Below are 19,324 nucleotides of genomic sequence, written 5' to 3'. Positions count from 1 at the left end.
CATGAAACACCCCCTTCCGCTGTCACAGTGGCTGAGTCCAACGCGCCCTGACGACACCTGCATTGCCTGGCTTGGGTCACGACAATGGCAGCTTGGCGAATTGCGCCACGACGTCGCGCAGCTGACGCAGTCGTTACAGGCACAGCCCGGTCAGCGCTGGGCGCTGTGTTTCGAAAACAGCTATCTGTTTATTGTGTCGCTGCTGGCGACGCTGCATGCGGGGAAAATCCCGGTGATCCCTGGCCACTGCCGCGCCTCGCTACTGAACGAACAGCAGGATTTATTCGACGGCATCCTGAGTGAAACGCAGCTGGATTGCGATGGCCCGCAGATAATCGTCAGCGCTGGCGAAAATGCCTCTCACGCGGGTGATATCACGCTCCCGCCCGTCGCCGCCGACAGCGTTGTTGAACTCTTTACTTCCGGCTCCACCGGCCAGCCGAAAAAAATCATCAAGCCCATCGCGCTACTCGATGAAGAAGCGAGAATGCTGCACACCCGTTTCGAACAGCGCTTCGAAGGCTGCCGGTTTGTGGCGTCAGTCGTACCACAGCATCTTTATGGCCTGACGTTCCGTATCTTCTTGCCGATGGCCTGCGGGCTGCCGCTGCACGCCGCCATGCTCTACTACGCTGAACAACTGAGCGCGCTGGACCCTGAGCATCGCTACGTGTTTATCAGCAGCCCGGCGTTTCTCAAGCGTCTGGACGCGAAACTCACGCCGCCGCCCGTCGACATGATCCTCTCCGCAGGCGGTATGCTGCCGTGGCGAGAAGCGAAAGAGACACAAGAATGGTTCAAGGTCTGGCCGGATGAAATCTACGGCAGCACCGAAACTGGGATCATGGCCTGGCGTCAGCGCATCGATAACAGCACATCGTGGCAGCTTTTCCCAAGTGTGACGCTGCGTGCCGAAGGCGAAGAGTGGCGAGTGATTTCGCCGTTGCTTAATGACCCCGAAGGCCTGCTGCTCGACGATATGATCGAACTGGTCGATGACGGTTTCCGCCTGGCGGGACGTCGCGGTCGGGTGGTTAAAATTGAAGAAAAACGCGTTTCCCTGAGCGAAGTGGAAAAACGCCTGCTGGCGCTGGAAGGCATTGTCGATGCCGCCGCGCTCCCCGTTTCACGCGGTGGCCGTCAGGGCATTGGCGTGGTGCTGGTGCTCACCGAACGTGCCCGCCTGCAATGGCAGGCGACTGGCGGAAAAGCACAGGAGCTGGCCTGGCGTCGCGCGCTGCTGCCCTGGCTGGAGCCAGTTTCCGTGCCGCGCTACTGGCGGGTGCTCGACGAAATCCCGGTCAACAGCATGAACAAGCGTGTCTACGCACAATTGCAGGAGCTATTTTCATGAAACCTCGTGAAATTGAACGCCAGCAGACACAACCGCAGGCGCTGTCGATCATTTTGCACCTCGACCCGGAACTGTTCTGGTTTCAGGGCCACTTCGACGTACAGCCGCTGCTGCCCGGCGTGGCGCAGCTTGACTGGGTAATGCACTACGCCACCACCCTGCTGGCCCCCGGTTATCGTTTTCACAGCATCCAGAACGTGAAGTTTCAGGCCCCGCTGTTGCCAGAAACCACGGTCACGCTGGAAATGAGCTGGCAGGCTGACAAACAGCTACTGGCGTTCAGCTACCAACGCCACGACGGCGAGGCGCGCCACACCGCCAGCAGCGGCAAGATCCGGTTATGTCAGTAGCTTTCTCGCCCTGCATTCTGATCCCCTGCTACAACCACGGCGCGATGATGGCGAGCGTGCTCGACCGGCTGTCTGCGTTTGCGATGCCATGCATTGTGGTAGATGACGGCAGCGATGACGCCACCCGCGAGGCGCTCAACGCGCTGGCAGAAACGCACGAACACCTGACGCTGGTACGCCTGGCGGAAAATTCAGGCAAAGGGGCGGCGGTGATTCGTGGTCTGGAAGAAGCGCAGCGCGCAGGCTTTAGCCACGCGGTGCAGGTGGACGCCGACGGTCAGCACGCCATCGAAGACATTCCCGGGCTGCTGTCTCTCGCCGAAAAACACCCCGACGCGCTCATTTCCGGGCGACCGATTTATGACGATTCCGTCCCGCGTTCACGCTTATACGGACGCTACGTCACCCACGTCTGGGTGTGGATTGAGACGTTGTCTCTCCAGCTCAAAGACAGCATGTGCGGCTTTCGCGTGTATCCGATTGAACCGACGCTGCAACTCGCGAAGCAGGTAGCGCTCGGCAAACGCATGGACTTCGACACCGAAGTGATGGTGCGTCTCTACTGGCAGGGCAACACCAGCTATTTTGTGCCGACCCGCGTGACCTATCCGCAGGACGGCCTGTCCCATTTCGACGCCCTGAAAGACAATCTGCGCATCTCGTGGATGCACACCCGCTTGTTCTTCGGCATGTTGCCGCGCATTCCGTCCCTGCTTTTCCGCCGCCGTCGCCAACATTGGGCGAAACAGCCGGAGGCCAAAGGCCTGTGGGGGATGCGGCTGATGATCTGGGTGTGGAAAACGTTCGGGCGCGGCGCATTTTCGCTACTGCTGTGGCCGGTGATTGCCGTTTTCTGGCTGACCGCCCGCGAACCGCGACGCGCCTCACAGCAGTGGATTGTCCGCGCCAAACACGAGCTTTCAGCGCGCAATCTGCCGCAGCCGGAACGCTTTAATAGCTTCCAGCATTTTATGGGCTTCGGCCATGCTCTCCTCGACAAGATCGCCAGCTGGCGCGGAGAACTAAAACCGGGCCGCGATATCGTGTTTGCACCCGGCGCACAGGAGGCGCTGGATATGTCCGCGCCGCAGGGCAAGCTGCTACTGGCCTCGCATCTGGGCGATGTCGAAGCCTGTCGTGCACTTTCCACCCGCACCATAAACGCGCTGGTGTTTAACGATAACGCCCAACGTTTTAAGCAGGTGATGGAAGAGAACGCCCCACAGTCGGGCATCAATCTTATTTCCGTCACCAATATCGGCCCGGACACCGCGATGCTGCTGAAAGAGAAACTCGAAAGGGGTGAATGGGTGGCGATCGTCGGCGATCGCATTGCGGTGAATCCGCAGCGCGGCGGCGACTGGCGGGTTATCTGGAGCGAGTTTATGGGCTCGCCCGCACCGTTCCCGCAGGGGCCATTTATTCTGGCCTCGGTGCTGAAATGCCCAGTGCTGATGATTTTCGCCCTCAAACAGCAGGGCAAATTGCACGTGCACTGCGAACCGTTCGCCGACCCGCTGGTGTTACCGCGCGGCGAACGCCAGCAGGCGTTACAGAATACCGTCGACCGTTACGCGCAGCGGCTGGAGCATTACGCTCTGCTGTCGCCCCTCGACTGGTTTAACTTTTTTGATTTCTGGCGTCTGCCGGATACGACTGAGAAGGAGTAAAGGGTGCTCAACGATCCCCGCTTTACCACCGAAGTTGAAATCACCGTGCCGTTTCACGACGTCGATATGATGGGCGTGGTGTGGCACGGCAACTACTTCCGCTATTTCGAAATCGCCCGCGAAGCGCTGCTCAGCCAGTTTGATTACGGCTATCGCCAGATGAAGGAGTCCGGCTACGTCTGGCCGGTGGTCGATACCCGCGTGAAGTACCGCGACGTGGTGACCTTCGAGCAAACCATTCGCGTGCGCGCGAAGCTGGAAGAATACGAAAACCGTCTGCGTATCGGCTATGAAATTGTCGATGCCACCACCGGTAAGCGCACAACCACTGGCTACACCATTCAGGTCGCCGTGGAAGAGAAAACCAAAGAGTTGTGCTTCGTCAGTCCAGCGGTGTTATTCGAACGCATGGGAGTCAGCGCATGAAACTGTGGCCTCTTGTTGTCTTGCTGCTGGCCCCGCTGGCGCACGCCATCACCCTCGATGATTTGCAGCAGCGCTTCACCGAACAGCCGCTGGTGCGCGCGCACTTCGACCAGACGCGTACCATCAAAGAGATGCCGCAGCCGCTGCGCTCGCAGGGCGAAATGCTGATTGCGCGCGATACCGGCCTGCTGTGGGATCAAACCTCGCCGTTCCCGATGCAGCTGATGCTCAACGATTCGCGAATGGTGCAAATCGTCAACGGCCAGCCGCCGCAGACCATTACCGCTGATAACAATCCACAGATGTTCCAGTTTAACCATCTGCTGCGCGCGCTATTCCAGGCCGATCGCAAAGTGCTGGAGCAAAACTTCCGCATTGATTTCCAGGACAAAGGCAACAACAGCTGGACGCTGAAGCTAACGCCAATCACCACGCCGCTGGATAAGATTTTCACCTCCATCGATTTGGGCGGGGCAACGTACCTGAACACTATCCAACTCAACGATAAGCAGGGCGATCGCACTGATATCACGTTGAGTAACCAGCGCCTGACTCCGGCCACTTTGACCGATGATGAACGTCAACGCTTCGCCGCCCAATAGCGCCCGCCGAGCGGCGTGGGGTTGGCTGGCGCTGTGCCTAATTCTGCTGACCGCGCTGGCGCTGCTGTTGCCGCGCGCGCGCCTGAACAGCAGCGTGCTGGCGATGCTGCCTTCGCAAAGTATGGGCGCTATCCCGCCTGCGCTAAGCGACGGTTTTATGCAGCGTCTCGACCAGCAGCTGGTGTGGCTGGTCAGCCCCGGTAAAACCGCCGACCCGACGGTGGCTAACCGCTGGCAGGCGCTATTGGCGCAGTCCGGCGCGCTACGCGACGTGAAAGGCCAGATGGATGCCAACAGCCAACAGGCGTGGGGCACCTTCTTCTTCCAGCACCGCAACGCGACTATCGACAGCGCCACCCGCAGCCGTTTACAACAGGGGGGTGAAGCGCAGGCGCAGTGGATTTTATCGCAACTCTACTCAGCGTTTTCCGGCGTTAGCGGCAAAGAGCTGAACAACGATCCGCTGATGCTGATGCGCGGCTCCCAGCTGGCGCTGGCGCAGAACGGACAAAAGCTGCGGCTGATGGACGGCTGGCTGGTCGCGCAGGACCACGCGGGCAACTACTGGTATCTGCTGCACGGCGAGCTGAACGGATCTTCGTTCGATATGCAGCAAACCCACCAGCGCGTCACTGAACTGGCGGCGCTGGAAACTCAACTGAAATCCCAATTCCCGCAGGCGCAGCTGCTGTCGCGCGGCACGATGTTCTACAGCGATTACGCCAGCCAGCAGGCCAAACAGGACGTATCGACCCTCGGCGTGGCCACCGTGCTCGGCGTTATTCTGCTGATTGTGCTGGTATTCCGCTCGATTCGTCCGCTGTTTCTGTGCCTGCTTTCCGTCGGCATTGGCGCGCTGGCAGGCACCGTCGCCACGCTGCTGCTGTTCGGTGAACTGCACCTGATGACATTGGTGATGAGCATGAGCATCATCGGCATTTCGGCGGATTACACGCTCTATTACCTGACCGAGCGGATGGTCCACGGAAATGCGTCTACGCCGTGGCAAAGCCTGGTTAAAGTGCGCAGCACGCTGCTGCTGGCATTGCTCACCACCGTCGCGGCCTATCTGCTGATGATGCTGGCCCCGTTCCCCGGCATTCGTCAGATGGCGGTATTTGCCGCCGCCGGACTGAGCGCTTCATGTCTGACAGTGATTTTCTGGCATCCGTGGTTGTGCCGCGGCCTGCCGGTGCGTCCGGTACCGCTGATGACCCTGATGCTGCGCTGGCTGGCGGCCTGGCGTCGCAATAAAAAACTCGCCGTTGGCCTGCCGCTGGCGCTGGCGCTGTTTGCCCTGGCGGGCCTCGCCAACCTGCGCGTGGACGACGATATTTCCCAGCTGCAAGCGCTGCCGCAGCACCTGCTGGCGCAGGAAAAACAGATCACCGCCCTGACCGGGCAGAGCGTCGATCAAAAATGGTTTGTGGTGTACGGCGATTCCGCCCAGCAAACGCTGGAACGGCTGGAAGCGTTCGTTCCGCAACTTGAAAAAGCGCAAAAAGCGGGCCATTTCGCCCAGTTCCGCACCCTGCCGCTCAATTCACTTAAGCGCCAGCAGCAGGATTTACAGCTGCTAAAACAGGCATCGCCCGCGGTGGTGAACGCCCTGCAAACCGCCGGACTCAAAACGGTAACGCCGGATCTGAACCCAATGCCGGTCAGCGTTGATGCATGGCTGAAAAGCCCGGCCAGTGAAGGCTGGCGTCTGCTGTGGCTGACGCTGCCCGACGGGCGCAGCGGTGTGCTGGTCCCGGTCGACGGTGTAAAAAACAGCGCCGCACTTCAGCAACTGGCAGAGCACACCGACGGCGTGGCGTGGAACGATCGCAAAGCCTCGTTTGACCGGCTGTTCGCCCTGTATCGCACAATTTTAACCGCCTTGCTCGGCGTGGCACTGGTGATTATCGCCATCGGCGCGATGCTTCGACTCGGCTGGCGCAAAGGGCTGATAAGCCTGGTGCCGTCGGTGTTATCGCTCGGCTGCGGCCTGGCGGTGCTGTCGCTCAGCGGCCATGCGGTGAACCTGTTCTCATTGCTGGCACTGGTGCTTGTGCTGGGTATCGGCATCAATTACACCCTGTTTTTCAGCAACCCGCGTGGCACGCCGCTCACCTCGCTGCTGGCAATCACGCTGGCGATGATAACCACGTTATTGACCCTCGGAATGCTGGTTTTCAGCGCCACTCAGGCCATCAGCAGCTTTGGCATCGTGCTGGTCAGTGGCATCTTTACCGCGTTTCTGCTGTCGCCGCTGGCGATGCCGGGCAAGAAAGAGAGAAAACGAAAATGATGATACGCACCTTCTGGCATGGCCTCGCCCTCGCGGCGGTGCTGGCCCTCGCCGGCTGTAGCCATTCTGCGCAGGATGAAAGCGGTCGCCCGCAGGCGTGGCTGCAACCGGGCACGCAAATTACGCTCCCGTCGCCGGGCATTACCCCGGCGGTCAGCGCGCAGCAGTTGTTAACCGGCAGCTTTAACGGAAAATCCCAGTCGTTGCTGGTGATGCTCAACGCCGATGATAAAAAACTGACCCTCGCGGGGCTGTCGTCAGTTGGCATTCGCCTGTTCCTCGTGACCTATGACAAGAAAGGCATTCATACCGAGCAGTCGATCGTGGTGCCACAGCTGCCACCGGCAAGCCAGGTGCTGGCCGACGTAATGCTGAGCCACTGGCCGATCAGCGCGTGGACGCCGCAGTTGCCGAAAGGCTGGACGCTCACCGACAACGGTGATAAACGTGAGCTTCGCAATGCTCAGGGCAAACTGGTGACGGAAATCACCTACCTGCAGCGCAAAGGCCAGCGCCAGCCCATCAGCATCGAACAGCACGTGTTCAACTACCACATCACCATTCAATATCTGGGCGACTGAGATGATCTACATTACTGCCTCAGGAATGATTAACGCACTGGGCCGGACGCCGGATGACATTGCCGCCAACCTGCGCGCAGGCGTAGCGCCAGGTATGCGCCCACGTGAAGGCTGGTTGCAGGGCGAGGAGGCCGCCGTACTTGGCGGTGTGGACGGTGAGTTGCCATCGATCCCCGAAGCGTTTGTCGGACACCGTTCCCGTAATAATCAGCTGTTGCTGGCGGCCCTCGAACAGATTCAGCCGCAGGTTGATGAGGCGATATCCCGCTTCGGCCGCGATCGGGTGGCGGTAATCATGGGTACCAGCACGTCCGGGCTTGATGAAGGTGATAACCACTCCAATCTGAAACTGAACGGCAAAGCGAGCCCCGATTGGCGCTACAGCCAACAGGAGCTGGGCGATCCGTCGCGTTTTCTGCGCAACTGGCTGCAGCTCGAAGGCCCGGCCTACACGCTTTCTACCGCCTGCTCTTCCAGCGCTCGCGCGATGATCAGCGGCCGCCGTCTGATTGACGCCGGGCTGGTCGACGTGGCAATTGTCGGCGGAGCCGATACCCTGAGCCGGATGCCGGTAAACGGCTTCAACAGTCTGGAATCCCTTTCCCTCCCCCTTTGCCAGCCGTTTGGCCGTGACCGCTGCGGCATTACCATTGGCGAAGGTGCGGCGCTGATGCTTCTGACCCGCGAACCGCAGCCGATTGCACTGCTCGGCGTCGGCGAATCCAGCGACGCACACCATATTTCTGCCCCACATCCACAAGGGGAAGGCGCTATCCGCGCGATTCAGCAGGCGCTGAATGACGCCGGGCTGTCGCCGCAGGACGTGGGCTATATCAATTTGCATGGCACCGCCACGCCGCTCAACGATCAGGTGGAATCCCAGGTGGTGAACGCACTGTTTGGCGAGAGCGTGCCGTGCAGTTCCACCAAACATCTGACCGGACATACTCTCGGCGCGGCGGGCATTACCGAAGCGGCGCTGAGCTGGCTTATCCTCACCCGCAATCTGCCGCTTCCGCCACAGGATTTCAGCCACGCGCCGGTTGACCCGACGCTGCCCGCCTGCGGTCTACTCACCACGCAGCAGCCGCTAATACGCCCGGTCATTTTATCTAATTCCTTCGCCTTTGGCGGCAACAACGCCAGCATTCTGCTCGGGAGAACGGCATGAGCCACTATTTAACGCCAGGCCACTACCTGCCGCACAACGCGCCGATGCTGCTGCTGGAAACGGTAAAAAATGTCACCGACGAACAGGCCGTTTGTCAGGTAACCGTTAGCCGCACGGGCGTGCTCGCCCCATTCCTCGATGCCCGCGGCAAACTGCCGGGCTGGTACGCGCTGGAACTGATGGCGCAGACCGTTGGCGTCTGGTCCGGCTGGCACCGTCAGCAAAAAGGCGAAGCGCAAATCACGCTCGGCATGGTGCTTGGCGCACGTGAACTGAAATGTGTTTCCGGCGAATTTCACGCCGACAGCGTGCTGGATATCACCGTCTCGTTGCTGATGCAGGACGAACGGTTCGGCAGCTTTGAGTGCACGATTACCGCTAATGGCGAGACGCTCGCCACCGGGCGCGTGAACACCTTTCAACCGACAACAGAAGAATTAACCACGCTTTTTCAACAAGGGTCGTCATCATGAGTCGTTCAGTTCTGGTCACTGGGGCCAGCAAGGGTATTGGCCGCGCGATTGCGCTCAAACTGGCGGCCGACGGGTTTACCGTTGGCGTGCATTATCTCCGCGATGAGCAAGGCGCGCAGGACACCCTGAACGCCATTGAAAACGCCGGTGGCGCAGGCCGCCTGTTGCAGTTTGACGTCGGTAATCGCGAACAGTGTCGCGAAGTGCTGGCAGCGGATATCGAACAGCACGGCGCATGGTACGGCGTGGTCAGCAACGCGGGTATCGCCCGTGACGGCGCGTTCCCGGCGCTGAGCGACGACGACTGGGACAGCGTGATTCACACCAATCTCGACAGCTTCTACAACGTCATTCAGCCGTGCATTATGCCGATGATTGGGCTGCGAGCGGGCGGACGCGTCATTACGCTGTCCTCCGTTTCCGGACTGATGGGCAACCGCGGTCAGGTCAACTACAGCGCGGCGAAAGCCGGGATAATCGGCGCCACCAAAGCGCTGGCGATCGAGCTGGCAAAACGCAAAATCACCGTCAACTGCATCGCACCGGGGCTGATTGATACCGGGATGATCGACATGGAAGAGACGGCGCAGAAAGAGGCCATGAGCATTATCCCAATGAAACGCATGGGCCAGGCCGATGAAGTCGCCGGGCTCGCCAGCTACCTGATGTCCGATATCGCGGGCTACGTTACCCGCCAGGTGATTTCCATCAATGGAGGCATGTTATGACCCGTCGCGTGGTCATTACCGGCATGGGCGGCGTGACCGCGTTTGGCGAGAACTGGCAGAGCGTGTCCGAACGCCTGCGCGGCTATCAGAATGCGGTGCGTAAAATGCCGGAGTGGCAGATTTATGATGGGCTACACACCCTGCTCGGCGCGCCGATTGATGATTTCTCGCTACCTGCGCACTACACCCGCAAGCGCATTCGCGCGATGGGTCGCGTGTCACTGATGTCGACCCGCGCCAGCGAACTGGCCCTGGAACAAGCCGGACTGCTGGAAAACCCGGTGCTGACCAACGGCGAAACCGGGATTGCCTACGGCTCGTCCACCGGCAGCACCGGCCCGGTGAGTGAGTTCGCCACCATGCTGACCGAAAAACACACCAACAACATCACCGGCACCACCTACGTGCAGATGATGCCGCACACCACCGCGGTCAACACCGGCCTGTTCTTCGGCCTGCGCGGACGCGTGATCCCCACGTCCAGCGCCTGTACCTCCGGCAGCCAGGCCATCGGTTATGCATACGAAGCCATTCGCCACGGTTATCAAACGGTGATGGTCGCTGGCGGCGCGGAAGAACTGTGTCCGTCGGAAGCGGCGGTGTTTGATACGCTGTTCGCCACCAGCCAGCGCAACGACGCCCCGGGCACTACGCCGTCGCCGTTCGATGTGAACCGTGACGGACTGGTTATCGGTGAAGGCGCGGGCACGTTGGTGCTGGAAGAACTTGAGCACGCCAAAGCACGCGGCGCGACTATCTTTGGTGAGATTGTTGGTTTCGCCACCAACTGCGATGCGGCCCACATCACCCAGCCGCAGCGTGAAACGATGCAGGTTTGCATGGAACAATCGCTGCGTCAGGCAGGCCTTGCGCCATCAGATATCGGCTATATTTCAGCGCACGGTACGGCGACCGATCGCGGCGATATCGCCGAAAGTCAGGCCACCGCCGCGGTGTTCGGTAACAAAACGCCTATTTCGTCGCTGAAGAGTTATTTCGGCCATACGCTCGGGGCGTGCGGCACACTGGAAGCGTGGATGAGCCTGCAAATGATGCGTGAAGGCTGGTTCGCGCCAACGCTTAACCTGCAACAACCTGACGAACTATGTGGCTCCCTGGACTATATTATGGGAGAGTCACGGGCTATTGATTGTGAGTTTTTGCAGAGCAATAACTTCGCCTTCGGCGGGATCAATACCTCGATTGTCATCAAACGCTGGGAGTAAAGATGTATCGGCTGTTCCTCGGAAAGATTTCGACCCTAAGTACGGCGACACTGCCGCCGGCGCTCGCGGAATGCGCGCCAGACGGAAAGCGCCGCAGCGCCTGGATTGCCGGGCGTGCGCTGCTGTGCCACGCCGTTTCGCCGTTGCCGGAGATTCGCTTTGGCGAGCAGGGTAAACCGGGGTTTGACGATAACCATGCGCTGTGGTTTAACCTCAGCCACAGCGGTGACAACATCGCCCTGCTACTGAGTGACGAAGGCGAAGTGGGCTGTGATATCGAAGCGCTGCGCCCGCGTCCGCAGTGGCAACAGCTGGCGAATGCCACGTTTACCAGCAATGAGCATCTCGAAGTTGAGCGGGAAGCAGAGGAGCATCGCCTGGCGGCGTTCTGGCGGATCTGGACGCGAAAGGAAGCGATGGTAAAACAGCGCGGCGGCAGCGCGTGGCAGATTGTCAGCCACGACAGCACCGCGCCGCTGCACCTGCACGTGAGTGATTTGCAATCTGACGGTCTGAGCCTGGCAGTGTGTACGCCGACACCGTTTAGCGTTTCAACGCAGATGATTGAGTGGGTGGCGTAGGGCCATTCCCCTCACTCAGGCCTCTTCCCTGAGGGTCTGGATGAGGGGAAAATAATTACCGCCGTTGCGGCGCAAAAATCGTCATCACCCCGGCCATCACTAGCACGACCCCCGCCAGTCCTTGCCAGGAAAATGCGTCATTCTGCAATAGCAACGCCGCTGCCCAGACTGAGATATAACTCAAGCTCAACAGCGCATACGCCTTCGCCAACGGTAAACGTTTAAGCGCAAAGAACCAGCACACCATCGATGCCAGATAGCCGCCCAGCCCGAGCAACAGCGCGCCCGTCCCCGGCTGGAAATGCACTACATTCCACAGCAGCGTGCCGATATCGCTCACCGCAGGCAGCGTCAGCATCGCACTGCGCAACAGCAGCTGCGCTGCGCTGACCAGAATCACACTCATCAACGCCCAGATAATCCCCATCAGCGGCTGCCTCCCAGCACCAGAATGCCCAGAATGATCAGCCCCACGCCGAGCCAGTGACGGCGCGAGACCGGCTCCTGCCAGATAAACTTCGCCGCCAGCGTCACCCAGACAAAATTCAGGCTCAGCATCGGATAGGCAATACCGACAGGTAAGCGCTGCAAAACCACCAGCCACAGCGTCATGCCGCTGCCAAGCGCCAGCAGCGCCAGGCCCAGCCATAACACGATGTGCCGCCCACGCCGACCGGACGGTGAGGCGTGGGCGGCCTGCTTCTGGCATAGCTGCCCGGCACAGCTCAGGAGGCTCGCCAGCAGCAGAGATAGCGCGGTTGTCATTGCGGCAGATACTGCACGAAGACCATCCGGCTCATCTCGTAGACGTTATCGGCTTTCGGCAATCCCAGCTCCTCAAGTTTCTGGCCTTTGTTCAACTGTAGCACCAGCGACACCGGCCCTTGAGAACGATGCGTCGCCAGCCAGCTTTCGAAATCATCTTTGTCGAGGTAACGCGCTTTCGCATCCGGATACGCCAGACCGTATTTCAGCTCACCCTGCTGGCCGAACATGATCACGTCGCTGCGATTAAGCTCCCACGCCAGCCCGGCGGCTACGCCGACGCTGTTGGTGAGCACGTAACGGCTCGGCACCAGTTGGTCGCTGACGATATCGGTGATGAACTGCGGCTGTTTGCTGTCGATAACGCGGTCAGGAATGGCAAAGCCAATCAGTAACGCCAGTGCCAGCGGACAACAGGCGGCCAGCGCCCAGCGCTGCACGCCGTCACGAATCGACAGCCAGCCAACCAGCGCCCAGGCGGCAAACGCCACCGCCGCCAGCAGGCACTTATACAGCTCGATAGTGTTCCACACCGGCTGCGACAGCAGACCCCACGGTGACACTACCAGCACCGCCACCAGCCCAACCAGGCCGAAAGTGATGTTGATGAGACCGTTGTAGCGCAGCGCTTTCGCTCCTCTGTCGGCCGCGTCCAGCGCATAGCGCGCCATCAGTATCGCCAGTGGCGCAAAGCACGGCAGAATGTAGGTCGGCAGCTTGCCTTTGGCGATGCTGAAGAACAAAAACGGCATCACAATCCAGCCCAGCAGATAGAAGGTGCTGCGCTGCGAATCGGGTTCTTTCCAGCCCGTTTTCAGCGCACCGGGCAACAGCGCCAACCACGGCAGGCTGCCCGCAATCAGGAACGGAATGTAGTACCAGAACGGGGCTTTGTGCTGCGCATCACTCTGAGCAAAACGCTGGACGTGTTCGACCCAGAAGAAGTAGCGCCAGAAATCCGGTTCGCGCTGGGCGATAGACAGCCCCCACGGCAGCACCGTGAGAATACACACCAGCACCGCCACCCAACCCCACAGCAGCACCTCTTTCCAGCGTTTTTCCACAATCACCCACGGCAGTATGCCGATGACCGGTACCGCCAGCGCAAGGAAACCTTTGGTCATGACCCCCATGCCACAGGCGATGCCCAGCAGCACGTAGCCGCCGAGTTTGCCGCCGTGGGTTTGCGCCTGAGACGCTCCCCAGAAGCTGCACATGGCGAGCATCAACCACAGGGAAATCATCGGATCGAGCACTGCGTAAGTACCGATGCCGTATACCAGAAAGGCAGTCATGAAGATGACGGCAGACAGTACCGCGGTGCGTTTGTCCTGCCAGAGTTTCCACGCCAGCCACGCCACCAGCAGCGCAGTACAGGCGGTGGAGAAGACCACGCCAAAGCGCACAGCAAAATGGGTATGACCAAAGAGCCACTGGCCGATGCTGTTGATCCAGTAACCGGCAATCGGTTTTTCGAAGTAACGCAGGCCGAGGAAGTGCGGCACAATCCAGTCACCGGAAGCCAGCATTTCGCGGCTGATTTCCGCGTAACGGGTCTCATCCGGCTGCCACAACAGGCGGAAATTCAGGGGAACCACATAATACAGCGCGAATAAAAACAGCAGTGATGCGCTTAAACGTAAGGATTTCATAGACCTTAAACCAATAATTGTTCTTGTCCCAGCCAGCCCTCTCGGCCTGCCAGTTTGCCTCGCACCACGTTCCCTTTTGGTAGCGTACTAAAATCCTCCGGCAACAGCTGGCTCAGCGGGCAAAACGTGATGCCCTCTTGTGCCGCTTGCCGTATCAGGCTTTCAAATTGTTCTGCGCCCATGATGCCTTCCACTTCTGCATGAATGGTGTAAACCGGCACACCGCTGTCTTTGTGGATGCGCTCAATCAGCCAGTCATTGAAGCCTTCTGTACTGACGCTGCTGCCCACCGCTTCGTCCCAGGTCGGTAACGTGACCGGGATTTGCACCGTACCCGTCTTGCCATTATCCAGAATCGGCAGGAATGGACGCGTGCCGCGACAGTCGCTGTTGTAGAGAAACTCGAAGCCTTCTTTGGCGTTGACCACCCGCGCATCTGCCCGCCAGCCGGCGACGGCTGAACAGGTGACGGTCGCGTCGATAATCGCTTCCAGCGCCTGCAAACCGCGGCCAATTTCCTGCTCCAGCTGCGCGTCGCTCCAGACGCCGCTCCACAGCTGCCAGCGATGATGATCCCAGGCGTGTAGCCCGACTTCATGCGCTTTCGCCGTGGCACGCATGACGTCCGCGTTCGCCGCACCGATGATTTTCCCCGGCCATGCGGTGCCCGCCAGCAGGATATCCCAGCCATACAGCGATGCCGCGCGCGAGCGCAGCATTTTCCACAGGAATTTCGGCTTCAACAAGCGCCACAAATGACGCCCCATGTTGTCCGGCCCGACGCTGAAAAAGAAGCTGGCCTGAATGTCGTGCCGCTGAAGGATTTCCAGCAGGCGGGGTACGCCATCGCGAGTGCCGCGAAAGGTATCCACATCAACGCGTAAGCCAACCTTTCTCATCATTTTTGGGTTTCCGTTAACTCAACGGTGCGCAGGAAGAAGTCCAGAGTCTGCTCTACCGTTTGCTGCATTTCCACCGTTGGCTGCCAGTCGAGGCAACGTTTGGCGTTGCGAATACTCGGCTTGCGGTGCTCAACGTCCTGATAACCTTTGCCATAGTAATCGCTGCTCTCTACTTCGCGGAAACCCGCAAACGGAGGGAACTGGTGACGCAGTGGGTGACGGTCGAAACAGTCGAGCAGCAGTTCAGCCAGCTCTTTGATGCTCGCTTCGTTTTCCGGGTTACCAATGTTGATAATCTGCCCGTCGCAGCGCCCGTCTTTGTTCTCAATGATGCGGAACAGCGCTTCGATCCCGTCGCTGATATCGGTAAAGCAACGTTTCTGCTTTCCGCCTTCGATGAGCTTAATCGGCGAACCTTCCACCAGGTTGAGGATAAGCTGGGTGATGGCGCGTGAGCTGCCGATACGCGCGGCATTCAGGTTATCCAGCCGTGGTCCCATCCAGTTGAACGGACGGAACAGGGTGAATTTCAACCCTTCTTTGTCGCCGTAAGCCCAAATCACACGGTCGAGAAGCTGTTTGGAAACGGAGTAGATCCAGCGCTGTTTGTTGATGGGGCCGACAACCAGATTAGACGCGTCTTCGTCGAAGTTGTTGTCGGTACACATACCATACACTTCGGAGGTGGACGGGAAGATGATGCGCTTGTTGTACTTCACACAGTCGCGGATTATTTTCAGGTTCTCTTCGAAATCGAGTTCGAACACACGCAGCGGGTTACGGGTGTATTCAATTGGCGTGGCAATGGCGACCAGCGGCAGCACCACGTCACATTTCTTGATGTGATATTCGATCCACTCGGAGTGGATGCTGATATCGCCTTCAACGAAGTGGAAACGCGGGCAATCGAGGAAACGGCTGATGGCGTCAGAGCCGATATCCAGGCCGTAAATTTCGTAGTTATCGTCCGCCAGCAGGCGTTCGGTCAGGTGGTTACCGATGAAGCCATTCACGCCGAGGATCAGCACGCGGGTGCGGCGTTTAACCGCCACAAACGGTTTGCTCGACAGCAGCGCGCGGGTCACCAGGCCCAGAGACTGCGCCAGCTGTGCGCCCTGCATGTAGACGCCGTTGTCGGTCTGGCCGGTGATAATTTCCAGCGCACCGTTACTGCAGGCCACAATCAGCGGGGAGACAGACATCACGGTGCCCGGCTTCGCCGCCGCGACGTCGTGACGCACGCGGGATTTCCAGACGATAAATTTGTTGGTGCCAACAAAGCCAAACGCGCCTGGCCACGGATCAGACACCGCGCGCACCAGGTTGTGCAGCGATTCTGCGGACTGTTCCCAGTTCAGACGCCCGTCATCCGGCGTGCGGCGGCCGACATAAGTGGCCTGGCTTTCGTCCTGAACGGCTTCGGCGATCCTGCCGTTCGCAATCTGCGGCAGGGCGTCCCGCAGCAGCGACTGGGCTGCGGTGCAGAGTTTGCGGTGCAGGGTCAGGGCCACGTCAGTATCGGCAATCTCGACGTTCTGCTGCGCGACGATATTGCCCGCATCCGCGCGTTTCACCATACGGTGCAGGGTCACACCAGTCTCTTTTTCGCCGTTAACCAGCACCCAGTTCAGCGGTGCGCGACCGCGATACTGCGGCAGCAGGGAACCGTGTAGGTTGAAGGCGCCGTGTTTCGCGGTGCTGACGATAGTGTCACTGAGCAGGTTGCGATAGTAGAAGGAGAAAATCATGTCCGGCGCGAGGGCACGGATACGCTCGACCCACAGCGGATGGTTAACATCTTCCGGGGCATAAACGGCAATCCCCTGCTCGGCTGCCAGACGCGCGACGGAGCCGAAGAAGTGATTTTCACCGGGGTTATCCGGGTGCGTAAAGATGGCCGCAATGTCATATCCGGCGTCAAGCAGGGCCTGAATACCCGTGCAACCCATATCGTGATAGGCGAATACAACAGCTTTCATGAGCGATTTTCCTCTTCTACCAGGCTTTCCTGGCGAACAACACGTTGAATAAAGTAGCGGGGACGAGCACGCACATCGTTATAGATGCGCCCGATATACTCCCCGAGAAGTCCCATTCCGACGAACTGCGCGCCGATAAACATAAACAGGACGGCGAACAGCAGGAACAGGCCATCGCCAGCCCATTCCGCGCCGAAGGCGAGACGTAAAATCACCAGCAGAATAGCGAAAGCGAAACCGGAGAGCGCAATCACGCTGCCGACCACGCTCAACAGACGCAGCGGCGTGGTGGTCAGACAGGTCACCAGGTCGTACATCAGGTTAATCAGGCGCATAAAGCTGTATTTGGAGTCGCCAAACTCACGCTCGGCATGCAGTACCGGGATCTCCACCGCACGGCGCGCAAAGGTATTGGCAAGGATCGGGATAAAGGTACTGCGCTCATGGCAGTTCAGCATCGCGTCGACGATATGACGGCGATAAGCGCGCAGCATGCAGCCGTAGTCACCCATCGCTTTGCCAGTGGTGCGCTGGATCAGACGGTTAATCATCTTCGACGCGGTTTTGCGGAAAATGCTGTCCTGACGGTTCTGGCGCACGGTGCCGACGACGTCGTAGCCTTCGTCGGCTTTATCCACCAGGCGCGGAATTTCTTCCGGCGGGTTTTGCAAGTCGGCGTCGAGGGTAATGATCAGGTCGCCGGTGACGTGGCTGAAGCCCGCCATGATTGCCGAATGCTGGCCGTAGTTACGGTTCAACAGCACCGCCACGATATGGCTGCCCGGCGCTTCGGCAGCCAGGCACAACATGCGAGCGGAGTCGTCGCTGCTACCGTCATCGACCAACAGGATTTCGTAATCACGGTTTAGCGTGGCGCAGGCGGCATCAGTGCGGCGCATCAGCTCCGTCAAACTCTCCTGCTCGTTATAAACAGGAATAACCACCGAGACCTTTTGTATCTTCGGCACATCAAACATATCAATATCCTGCGAGCTGATGGAGCGCAGAAATGACGCGGGTTGTGTCGTCATGAGTCATATCCGGGAAAAGAGGCAGAGAACAAATGCGTGCGCTGTTCCACTCCGTGTTCGGCAAGGAGATATGCGGATAGCGTTCGCGGTAATACTTTTGCGTGTGAGCGGCGCGGAAATGCAGCCCGGTGCCGATGCCCTGAGCCTTGAGCTGTTCCATCAGGCCATCACGGCTAATGCCACAGCGGGTTTCATCCACGCGAATGATGAACAGATGCCAGGCATGCAGATGCGGCCAGGCGGGGATTGCCAGCGGCTGGAACGGCGTAGCGGCCAGTTCGGTTAAATAGCGTTGTGCAATTTCGCTCCGACGCTGGTTAGCCTGCGGCAGTTTTCCGAGCTGAACCAGCGCCAGCGCCGCGTTGATATCCGCCAGGTTGTATTTGAATCCAGGGGAAATTACTTCTGCCTGCGGTGCGCGGCCGTGGGTTTGGCGGTCATAAGCATCGACGCCCAGACCGTGGAATTTGAGGCTACGAATACGCTGAGCCAGCGCGTCGTTATCGGTGACGACTAAGCCTCCTTCGGCGCAGGTCATGTTTTTGATCGCGTGGAAGGAGAAAATCGCCGTGCCTTTGCCGCCAACGTGCTGACCTTTGTACAGCGTGCCTGCCGCGTGGGCCGCATCTTCGATAACCGGAATGCCGTGCTGTTCAGCAACTGCATAAATACCGTCGATATCGAACGGTGCGCCCGCGTAGTGAACGGGAATAATCGCTTTGGTGCGCGGTGTGATGGCCGCGGCGACCGCTTCTGGGGTGACCATCAGCGTATCGTGATCAATATCGATCATCACCGGCGTCGCGCCGAGCAGCTCAATCATGTTGAGCGTGGAAACCCAGGTTTGCGACGGGGTGATTACTTCGTCACCAGGACCCATGCCGAGCGCCATCAGAGTGACGTGCATCCCGCCGGTGGCGGAACTCACGGCAATGGCGTGGCGGTTGCCGGTCAGAGTGCAGAACGCGTCTTCAAGCTGTGCATTTTTGGGCCCGGTGGTTATCCAGCCAGACTGCAACACTTCTTTCAGCACGTTAAACTCCTCATCCCCCATCGATGGGCGTGAGAAAGGTAAAAATTCACTCATTGATTATCCTTACCCTGAACGTTGTGCTTAAAACAAAAAACCATCCTGCACTCGCAGAGTTAAACGAAGTAATAATAAATAGGGTCAAAAACTGCGATTTGATAAACGCCAGCTCAACACAATTAAATTTATACCGATTACATTAGGATAATCTTAAGAATAGAAAATGCGCTGAAAATAAAAAACAACCCATTTAATTTCAAATGGTTATGAAAAAAGATGTTTTTACCCTAAATCACTTCGATTCATCTGTGTGTAATGACGTTTCGAGGGGTAACCGACGCTAAAACATCAACAAAAGGTAAACGAAAAATATATTAATCTGCGAAGGAGAATGAACTTACTCACATTTTTTAAATATACCGCATGATGCTTTGGCAGATGTTTGTGAGACAGGAACGCAGATTAACGTTCCTGAATGGGAGATCAGCCTCTAAGGCGTTTAAACACCGC

General features: G+C 58.7%; 19 protein-coding genes. 12 read left to right on the top strand and 7 right to left on the bottom strand.

The genetic code is table 11. The annotated features are described in order from the left end of the window. Position 1: 1 nt before the first annotated feature. The 12 genes from MUU51_RS11090 to acpT are packed head-to-tail and all read left to right on the top strand — an operon-like array spanning position 2 to position 11,455. Complete coding sequence (locus MUU51_RS11090) at positions 2 to 1,354, top strand: AMP-binding protein (RefSeq protein WP_258967762.1); 1,353 nt, start codon at positions 2 to 4, stop codon at positions 1,352 to 1,354. Further along, on the top strand, positions 1,351 to 1,704 hold the full coding sequence (locus MUU51_RS11085) for an ApeI family dehydratase (protein WP_159769413.1): 354 nt from the start codon (positions 1,351 to 1,353) through the stop codon (positions 1,702 to 1,704). Before MUU51_RS11090 ends, MUU51_RS11085 begins: the two co-directional genes overlap by 4 nt. Further along, positions 1,695 to 3,374, top strand: a complete 1,680-nt coding sequence (locus tag MUU51_RS11080; protein WP_258967761.1) for a glycosyltransferase family 2 protein — start codon at positions 1,695 to 1,697, stop codon at positions 3,372 to 3,374. Before MUU51_RS11085 ends, MUU51_RS11080 begins: the two co-directional genes overlap by 10 nt. Positions 3,375 to 3,377: 3 nt before the next feature. After that, positions 3,378 to 3,800 (top strand): acyl-CoA thioesterase, encoded by a 423-nt coding sequence (locus MUU51_RS11075; RefSeq protein WP_159769407.1) that lies wholly within the window; start codon positions 3,378 to 3,380, stop codon positions 3,798 to 3,800. Next, positions 3,797 to 4,402, top strand: a complete 606-nt coding sequence (locus tag MUU51_RS11070; RefSeq protein ID WP_159769404.1) for an outer membrane lipoprotein carrier protein LolA — start codon at positions 3,797 to 3,799, stop codon at positions 4,400 to 4,402. The genes MUU51_RS11075 and MUU51_RS11070 overlap by 4 nt, the downstream gene beginning before the upstream one ends. After that, positions 4,371 to 6,695, top strand: a complete 2,325-nt coding sequence (locus MUU51_RS11065) for an MMPL family transporter (RefSeq protein ID WP_258967760.1) — start codon at positions 4,371 to 4,373, stop codon at positions 6,693 to 6,695. Before MUU51_RS11070 ends, MUU51_RS11065 begins: the two co-directional genes overlap by 32 nt. Further along, entirely contained in the window at positions 6,692 to 7,276 is a 585-nt protein-coding gene (locus MUU51_RS11060) for a DUF3261 domain-containing protein (RefSeq protein WP_258967759.1), read from the top strand. The genes MUU51_RS11065 and MUU51_RS11060 overlap by 4 nt, the downstream gene beginning before the upstream one ends. 1 nt (position 7,277) lies before the next feature. Further along, positions 7,278 to 8,447, top strand: coding sequence for a beta-ketoacyl-[acyl-carrier-protein] synthase family protein (locus MUU51_RS11055; RefSeq protein ID WP_258967758.1), 1,170 nt, complete (start codon positions 7,278 to 7,280; stop codon positions 8,445 to 8,447). Beyond that, positions 8,444 to 8,920, top strand: a complete 477-nt coding sequence (locus MUU51_RS11050; protein WP_258967757.1) for a hotdog family protein — start codon at positions 8,444 to 8,446, stop codon at positions 8,918 to 8,920. The genes MUU51_RS11055 and MUU51_RS11050 overlap by 4 nt, the downstream gene beginning before the upstream one ends. Beyond that, positions 8,917 to 9,648, top strand: coding sequence for a 3-ketoacyl-ACP reductase FabG2 (locus tag MUU51_RS11045; RefSeq protein WP_159769389.1), 732 nt, complete (start codon positions 8,917 to 8,919; stop codon positions 9,646 to 9,648). Before MUU51_RS11050 ends, MUU51_RS11045 begins: the two co-directional genes overlap by 4 nt. Beyond that, positions 9,645 to 10,874 carry a beta-ketoacyl-ACP synthase gene (locus tag MUU51_RS11040; RefSeq protein WP_258967756.1) on the top strand — a complete coding sequence of 410 codons (1,230 nt, stop codon included), beginning with the start codon at positions 9,645 to 9,647 and terminating at the stop codon, positions 10,872 to 10,874. The genes MUU51_RS11045 and MUU51_RS11040 overlap by 4 nt, the downstream gene beginning before the upstream one ends. A 2-nt stretch (positions 10,875 to 10,876) precedes the next feature. Next, a complete protein-coding gene (acpT, locus tag MUU51_RS11035) occupies positions 10,877 to 11,455 on the top strand; it encodes a 4'-phosphopantetheinyl transferase AcpT (RefSeq protein ID WP_159769386.1) in 579 nt (192 codons plus the stop codon). Between the two features lie 55 nt (positions 11,456 to 11,510). Here acpT and arnF read toward each other — a convergent pair whose 3' ends face one another. Genes arnF through arnB form a run of 7 tightly spaced genes read right to left on the bottom strand, consistent with a single transcriptional unit; the run spans position 11,511 to position 18,871 of the window. Then, positions 11,511 to 11,882 (bottom strand): 4-amino-4-deoxy-L-arabinose-phosphoundecaprenol flippase subunit ArnF, encoded by a 372-nt coding sequence (arnF, locus tag MUU51_RS11030; protein WP_159769383.1) that lies wholly within the window; start codon positions 11,880 to 11,882, stop codon positions 11,511 to 11,513. Continuing rightward, positions 11,882 to 12,220 carry a 4-amino-4-deoxy-L-arabinose-phosphoundecaprenol flippase subunit ArnE gene (gene arnE / locus MUU51_RS11025; RefSeq protein WP_159769380.1) on the bottom strand — a complete coding sequence of 113 codons (339 nt, stop codon included), beginning with the start codon at positions 12,218 to 12,220 and terminating at the stop codon, positions 11,882 to 11,884. The genes arnF and arnE overlap by 1 nt, the downstream gene beginning before the upstream one ends. Further along, positions 12,217 to 13,872 (bottom strand): lipid IV(A) 4-amino-4-deoxy-L-arabinosyltransferase, encoded by a 1,656-nt coding sequence (arnT, locus tag MUU51_RS11020; protein ID WP_258967755.1) that lies wholly within the window; start codon positions 13,870 to 13,872, stop codon positions 12,217 to 12,219. The genes arnE and arnT overlap by 4 nt, the downstream gene beginning before the upstream one ends. Positions 13,873 to 13,877: 5 nt before the next feature. Next, a complete protein-coding gene (gene arnD / locus MUU51_RS11015; protein WP_258967816.1) occupies positions 13,878 to 14,771 on the bottom strand; it encodes a 4-deoxy-4-formamido-L-arabinose-phosphoundecaprenol deformylase in 894 nt (297 codons plus the stop codon). Continuing rightward, on the bottom strand, positions 14,771 to 16,753 hold the full coding sequence (arnA, locus tag MUU51_RS11010) for a bifunctional UDP-4-amino-4-deoxy-L-arabinose formyltransferase/UDP-glucuronic acid oxidase ArnA (protein ID WP_159769374.1): 1,983 nt from the start codon (positions 16,751 to 16,753) through the stop codon (positions 14,771 to 14,773). Before arnA ends, arnD begins: the two co-directional genes overlap by 1 nt. Beyond that, the gene (arnC, locus tag MUU51_RS11005; protein WP_159769785.1) at positions 16,750 to 17,730 is read right to left on the bottom strand and encodes an undecaprenyl-phosphate 4-deoxy-4-formamido-L-arabinose transferase; all 981 of its coding nucleotides are present in this window, start codon (positions 17,728 to 17,730) and stop codon (positions 16,750 to 16,752) included. Before arnC ends, arnA begins: the two co-directional genes overlap by 4 nt. A 1-nt stretch (position 17,731) precedes the next feature. Continuing rightward, complete coding sequence (arnB, locus tag MUU51_RS11000) at positions 17,732 to 18,871, bottom strand: UDP-4-amino-4-deoxy-L-arabinose aminotransferase (RefSeq protein ID WP_258967754.1); 1,140 nt, start codon at positions 18,869 to 18,871, stop codon at positions 17,732 to 17,734. Between the last annotated feature and the right edge of the window lie 453 nt (positions 18,872 to 19,324).

Source organism: Scandinavium manionii, from assembly GCF_024764775.1.
GTDB classification, from domain to species: domain Bacteria; phylum Pseudomonadota; class Gammaproteobacteria; order Enterobacterales; family Enterobacteriaceae; genus Scandinavium; species Scandinavium manionii.
Note: the sequence above shows the minus strand (reverse complement) of the source record. Positions and strands in the feature narration are given on the sequence as shown.

What these genes read in the sequence shown, in the direction of transcription:
- MUU51_RS11090 (WP_258967762.1), top strand. Translation starts at nt 2, where the DNA reads ATGAAACACCCCCTTCCGCTGTCACAGTGGCTGAGTCCAACGCGCCCT.
- MUU51_RS11085 (WP_159769413.1), top strand. Translation starts at nt 1,351, where the DNA reads ATGAAACCTCGTGAAATTGAACGCCAGCAGACACAACCGCAGGCGCTG.
- MUU51_RS11080 (WP_258967761.1), top strand. Translation starts at nt 1,695, where the DNA reads ATGTCAGTAGCTTTCTCGCCCTGCATTCTGATCCCCTGCTACAACCAC.
- MUU51_RS11070 (WP_159769404.1), top strand. Translation starts at nt 3,797, where the DNA reads ATGAAACTGTGGCCTCTTGTTGTCTTGCTGCTGGCCCCGCTGGCGCAC.
- MUU51_RS11065 (WP_258967760.1), top strand. Translation starts at nt 4,371, where the DNA reads ATGATGAACGTCAACGCTTCGCCGCCCAATAGCGCCCGCCGAGCGGCG.
- MUU51_RS11060 (WP_258967759.1), top strand. Translation starts at nt 6,692, where the DNA reads ATGATGATACGCACCTTCTGGCATGGCCTCGCCCTCGCGGCGGTGCTG.
- MUU51_RS11055 (WP_258967758.1), top strand. Translation starts at nt 7,278, where the DNA reads ATGATCTACATTACTGCCTCAGGAATGATTAACGCACTGGGCCGGACG.
- MUU51_RS11050 (WP_258967757.1), top strand. Translation starts at nt 8,444, where the DNA reads ATGAGCCACTATTTAACGCCAGGCCACTACCTGCCGCACAACGCGCCG.
- MUU51_RS11045 (WP_159769389.1), top strand. Translation starts at nt 8,917, where the DNA reads ATGAGTCGTTCAGTTCTGGTCACTGGGGCCAGCAAGGGTATTGGCCGC.
- MUU51_RS11040 (WP_258967756.1), top strand. Translation starts at nt 9,645, where the DNA reads ATGACCCGTCGCGTGGTCATTACCGGCATGGGCGGCGTGACCGCGTTT.
- acpT (WP_159769386.1), top strand. Translation starts at nt 10,877, where the DNA reads ATGTATCGGCTGTTCCTCGGAAAGATTTCGACCCTAAGTACGGCGACA.
- arnF (WP_159769383.1), bottom strand. Translation starts at nt 11,882, where the DNA reads ATGGGGATTATCTGGGCGTTGATGAGTGTGATTCTGGTCAGCGCAGCG.
- arnE (WP_159769380.1), bottom strand. Translation starts at nt 12,220, where the DNA reads ATGACAACCGCGCTATCTCTGCTGCTGGCGAGCCTCCTGAGCTGTGCC.
- arnT (WP_258967755.1), bottom strand. Translation starts at nt 13,872, where the DNA reads ATGAAATCCTTACGTTTAAGCGCATCACTGCTGTTTTTATTCGCGCTG.
- arnD (WP_258967816.1), bottom strand. Translation starts at nt 14,771, where the DNA reads ATGAGAAAGGTTGGCTTACGCGTTGATGTGGATACCTTTCGCGGCACT.
- arnA (WP_159769374.1), bottom strand. Translation starts at nt 16,753, where the DNA reads ATGAAAGCTGTTGTATTCGCCTATCACGATATGGGTTGCACGGGTATT.
- arnC (WP_159769785.1), bottom strand. Translation starts at nt 17,730, where the DNA reads ATGTTTGATGTGCCGAAGATACAAAAGGTCTCGGTGGTTATTCCTGTT.
- arnB (WP_258967754.1), bottom strand. Translation starts at nt 18,871, where the DNA reads ATGAGTGAATTTTTACCTTTCTCACGCCCATCGATGGGGGATGAGGAG.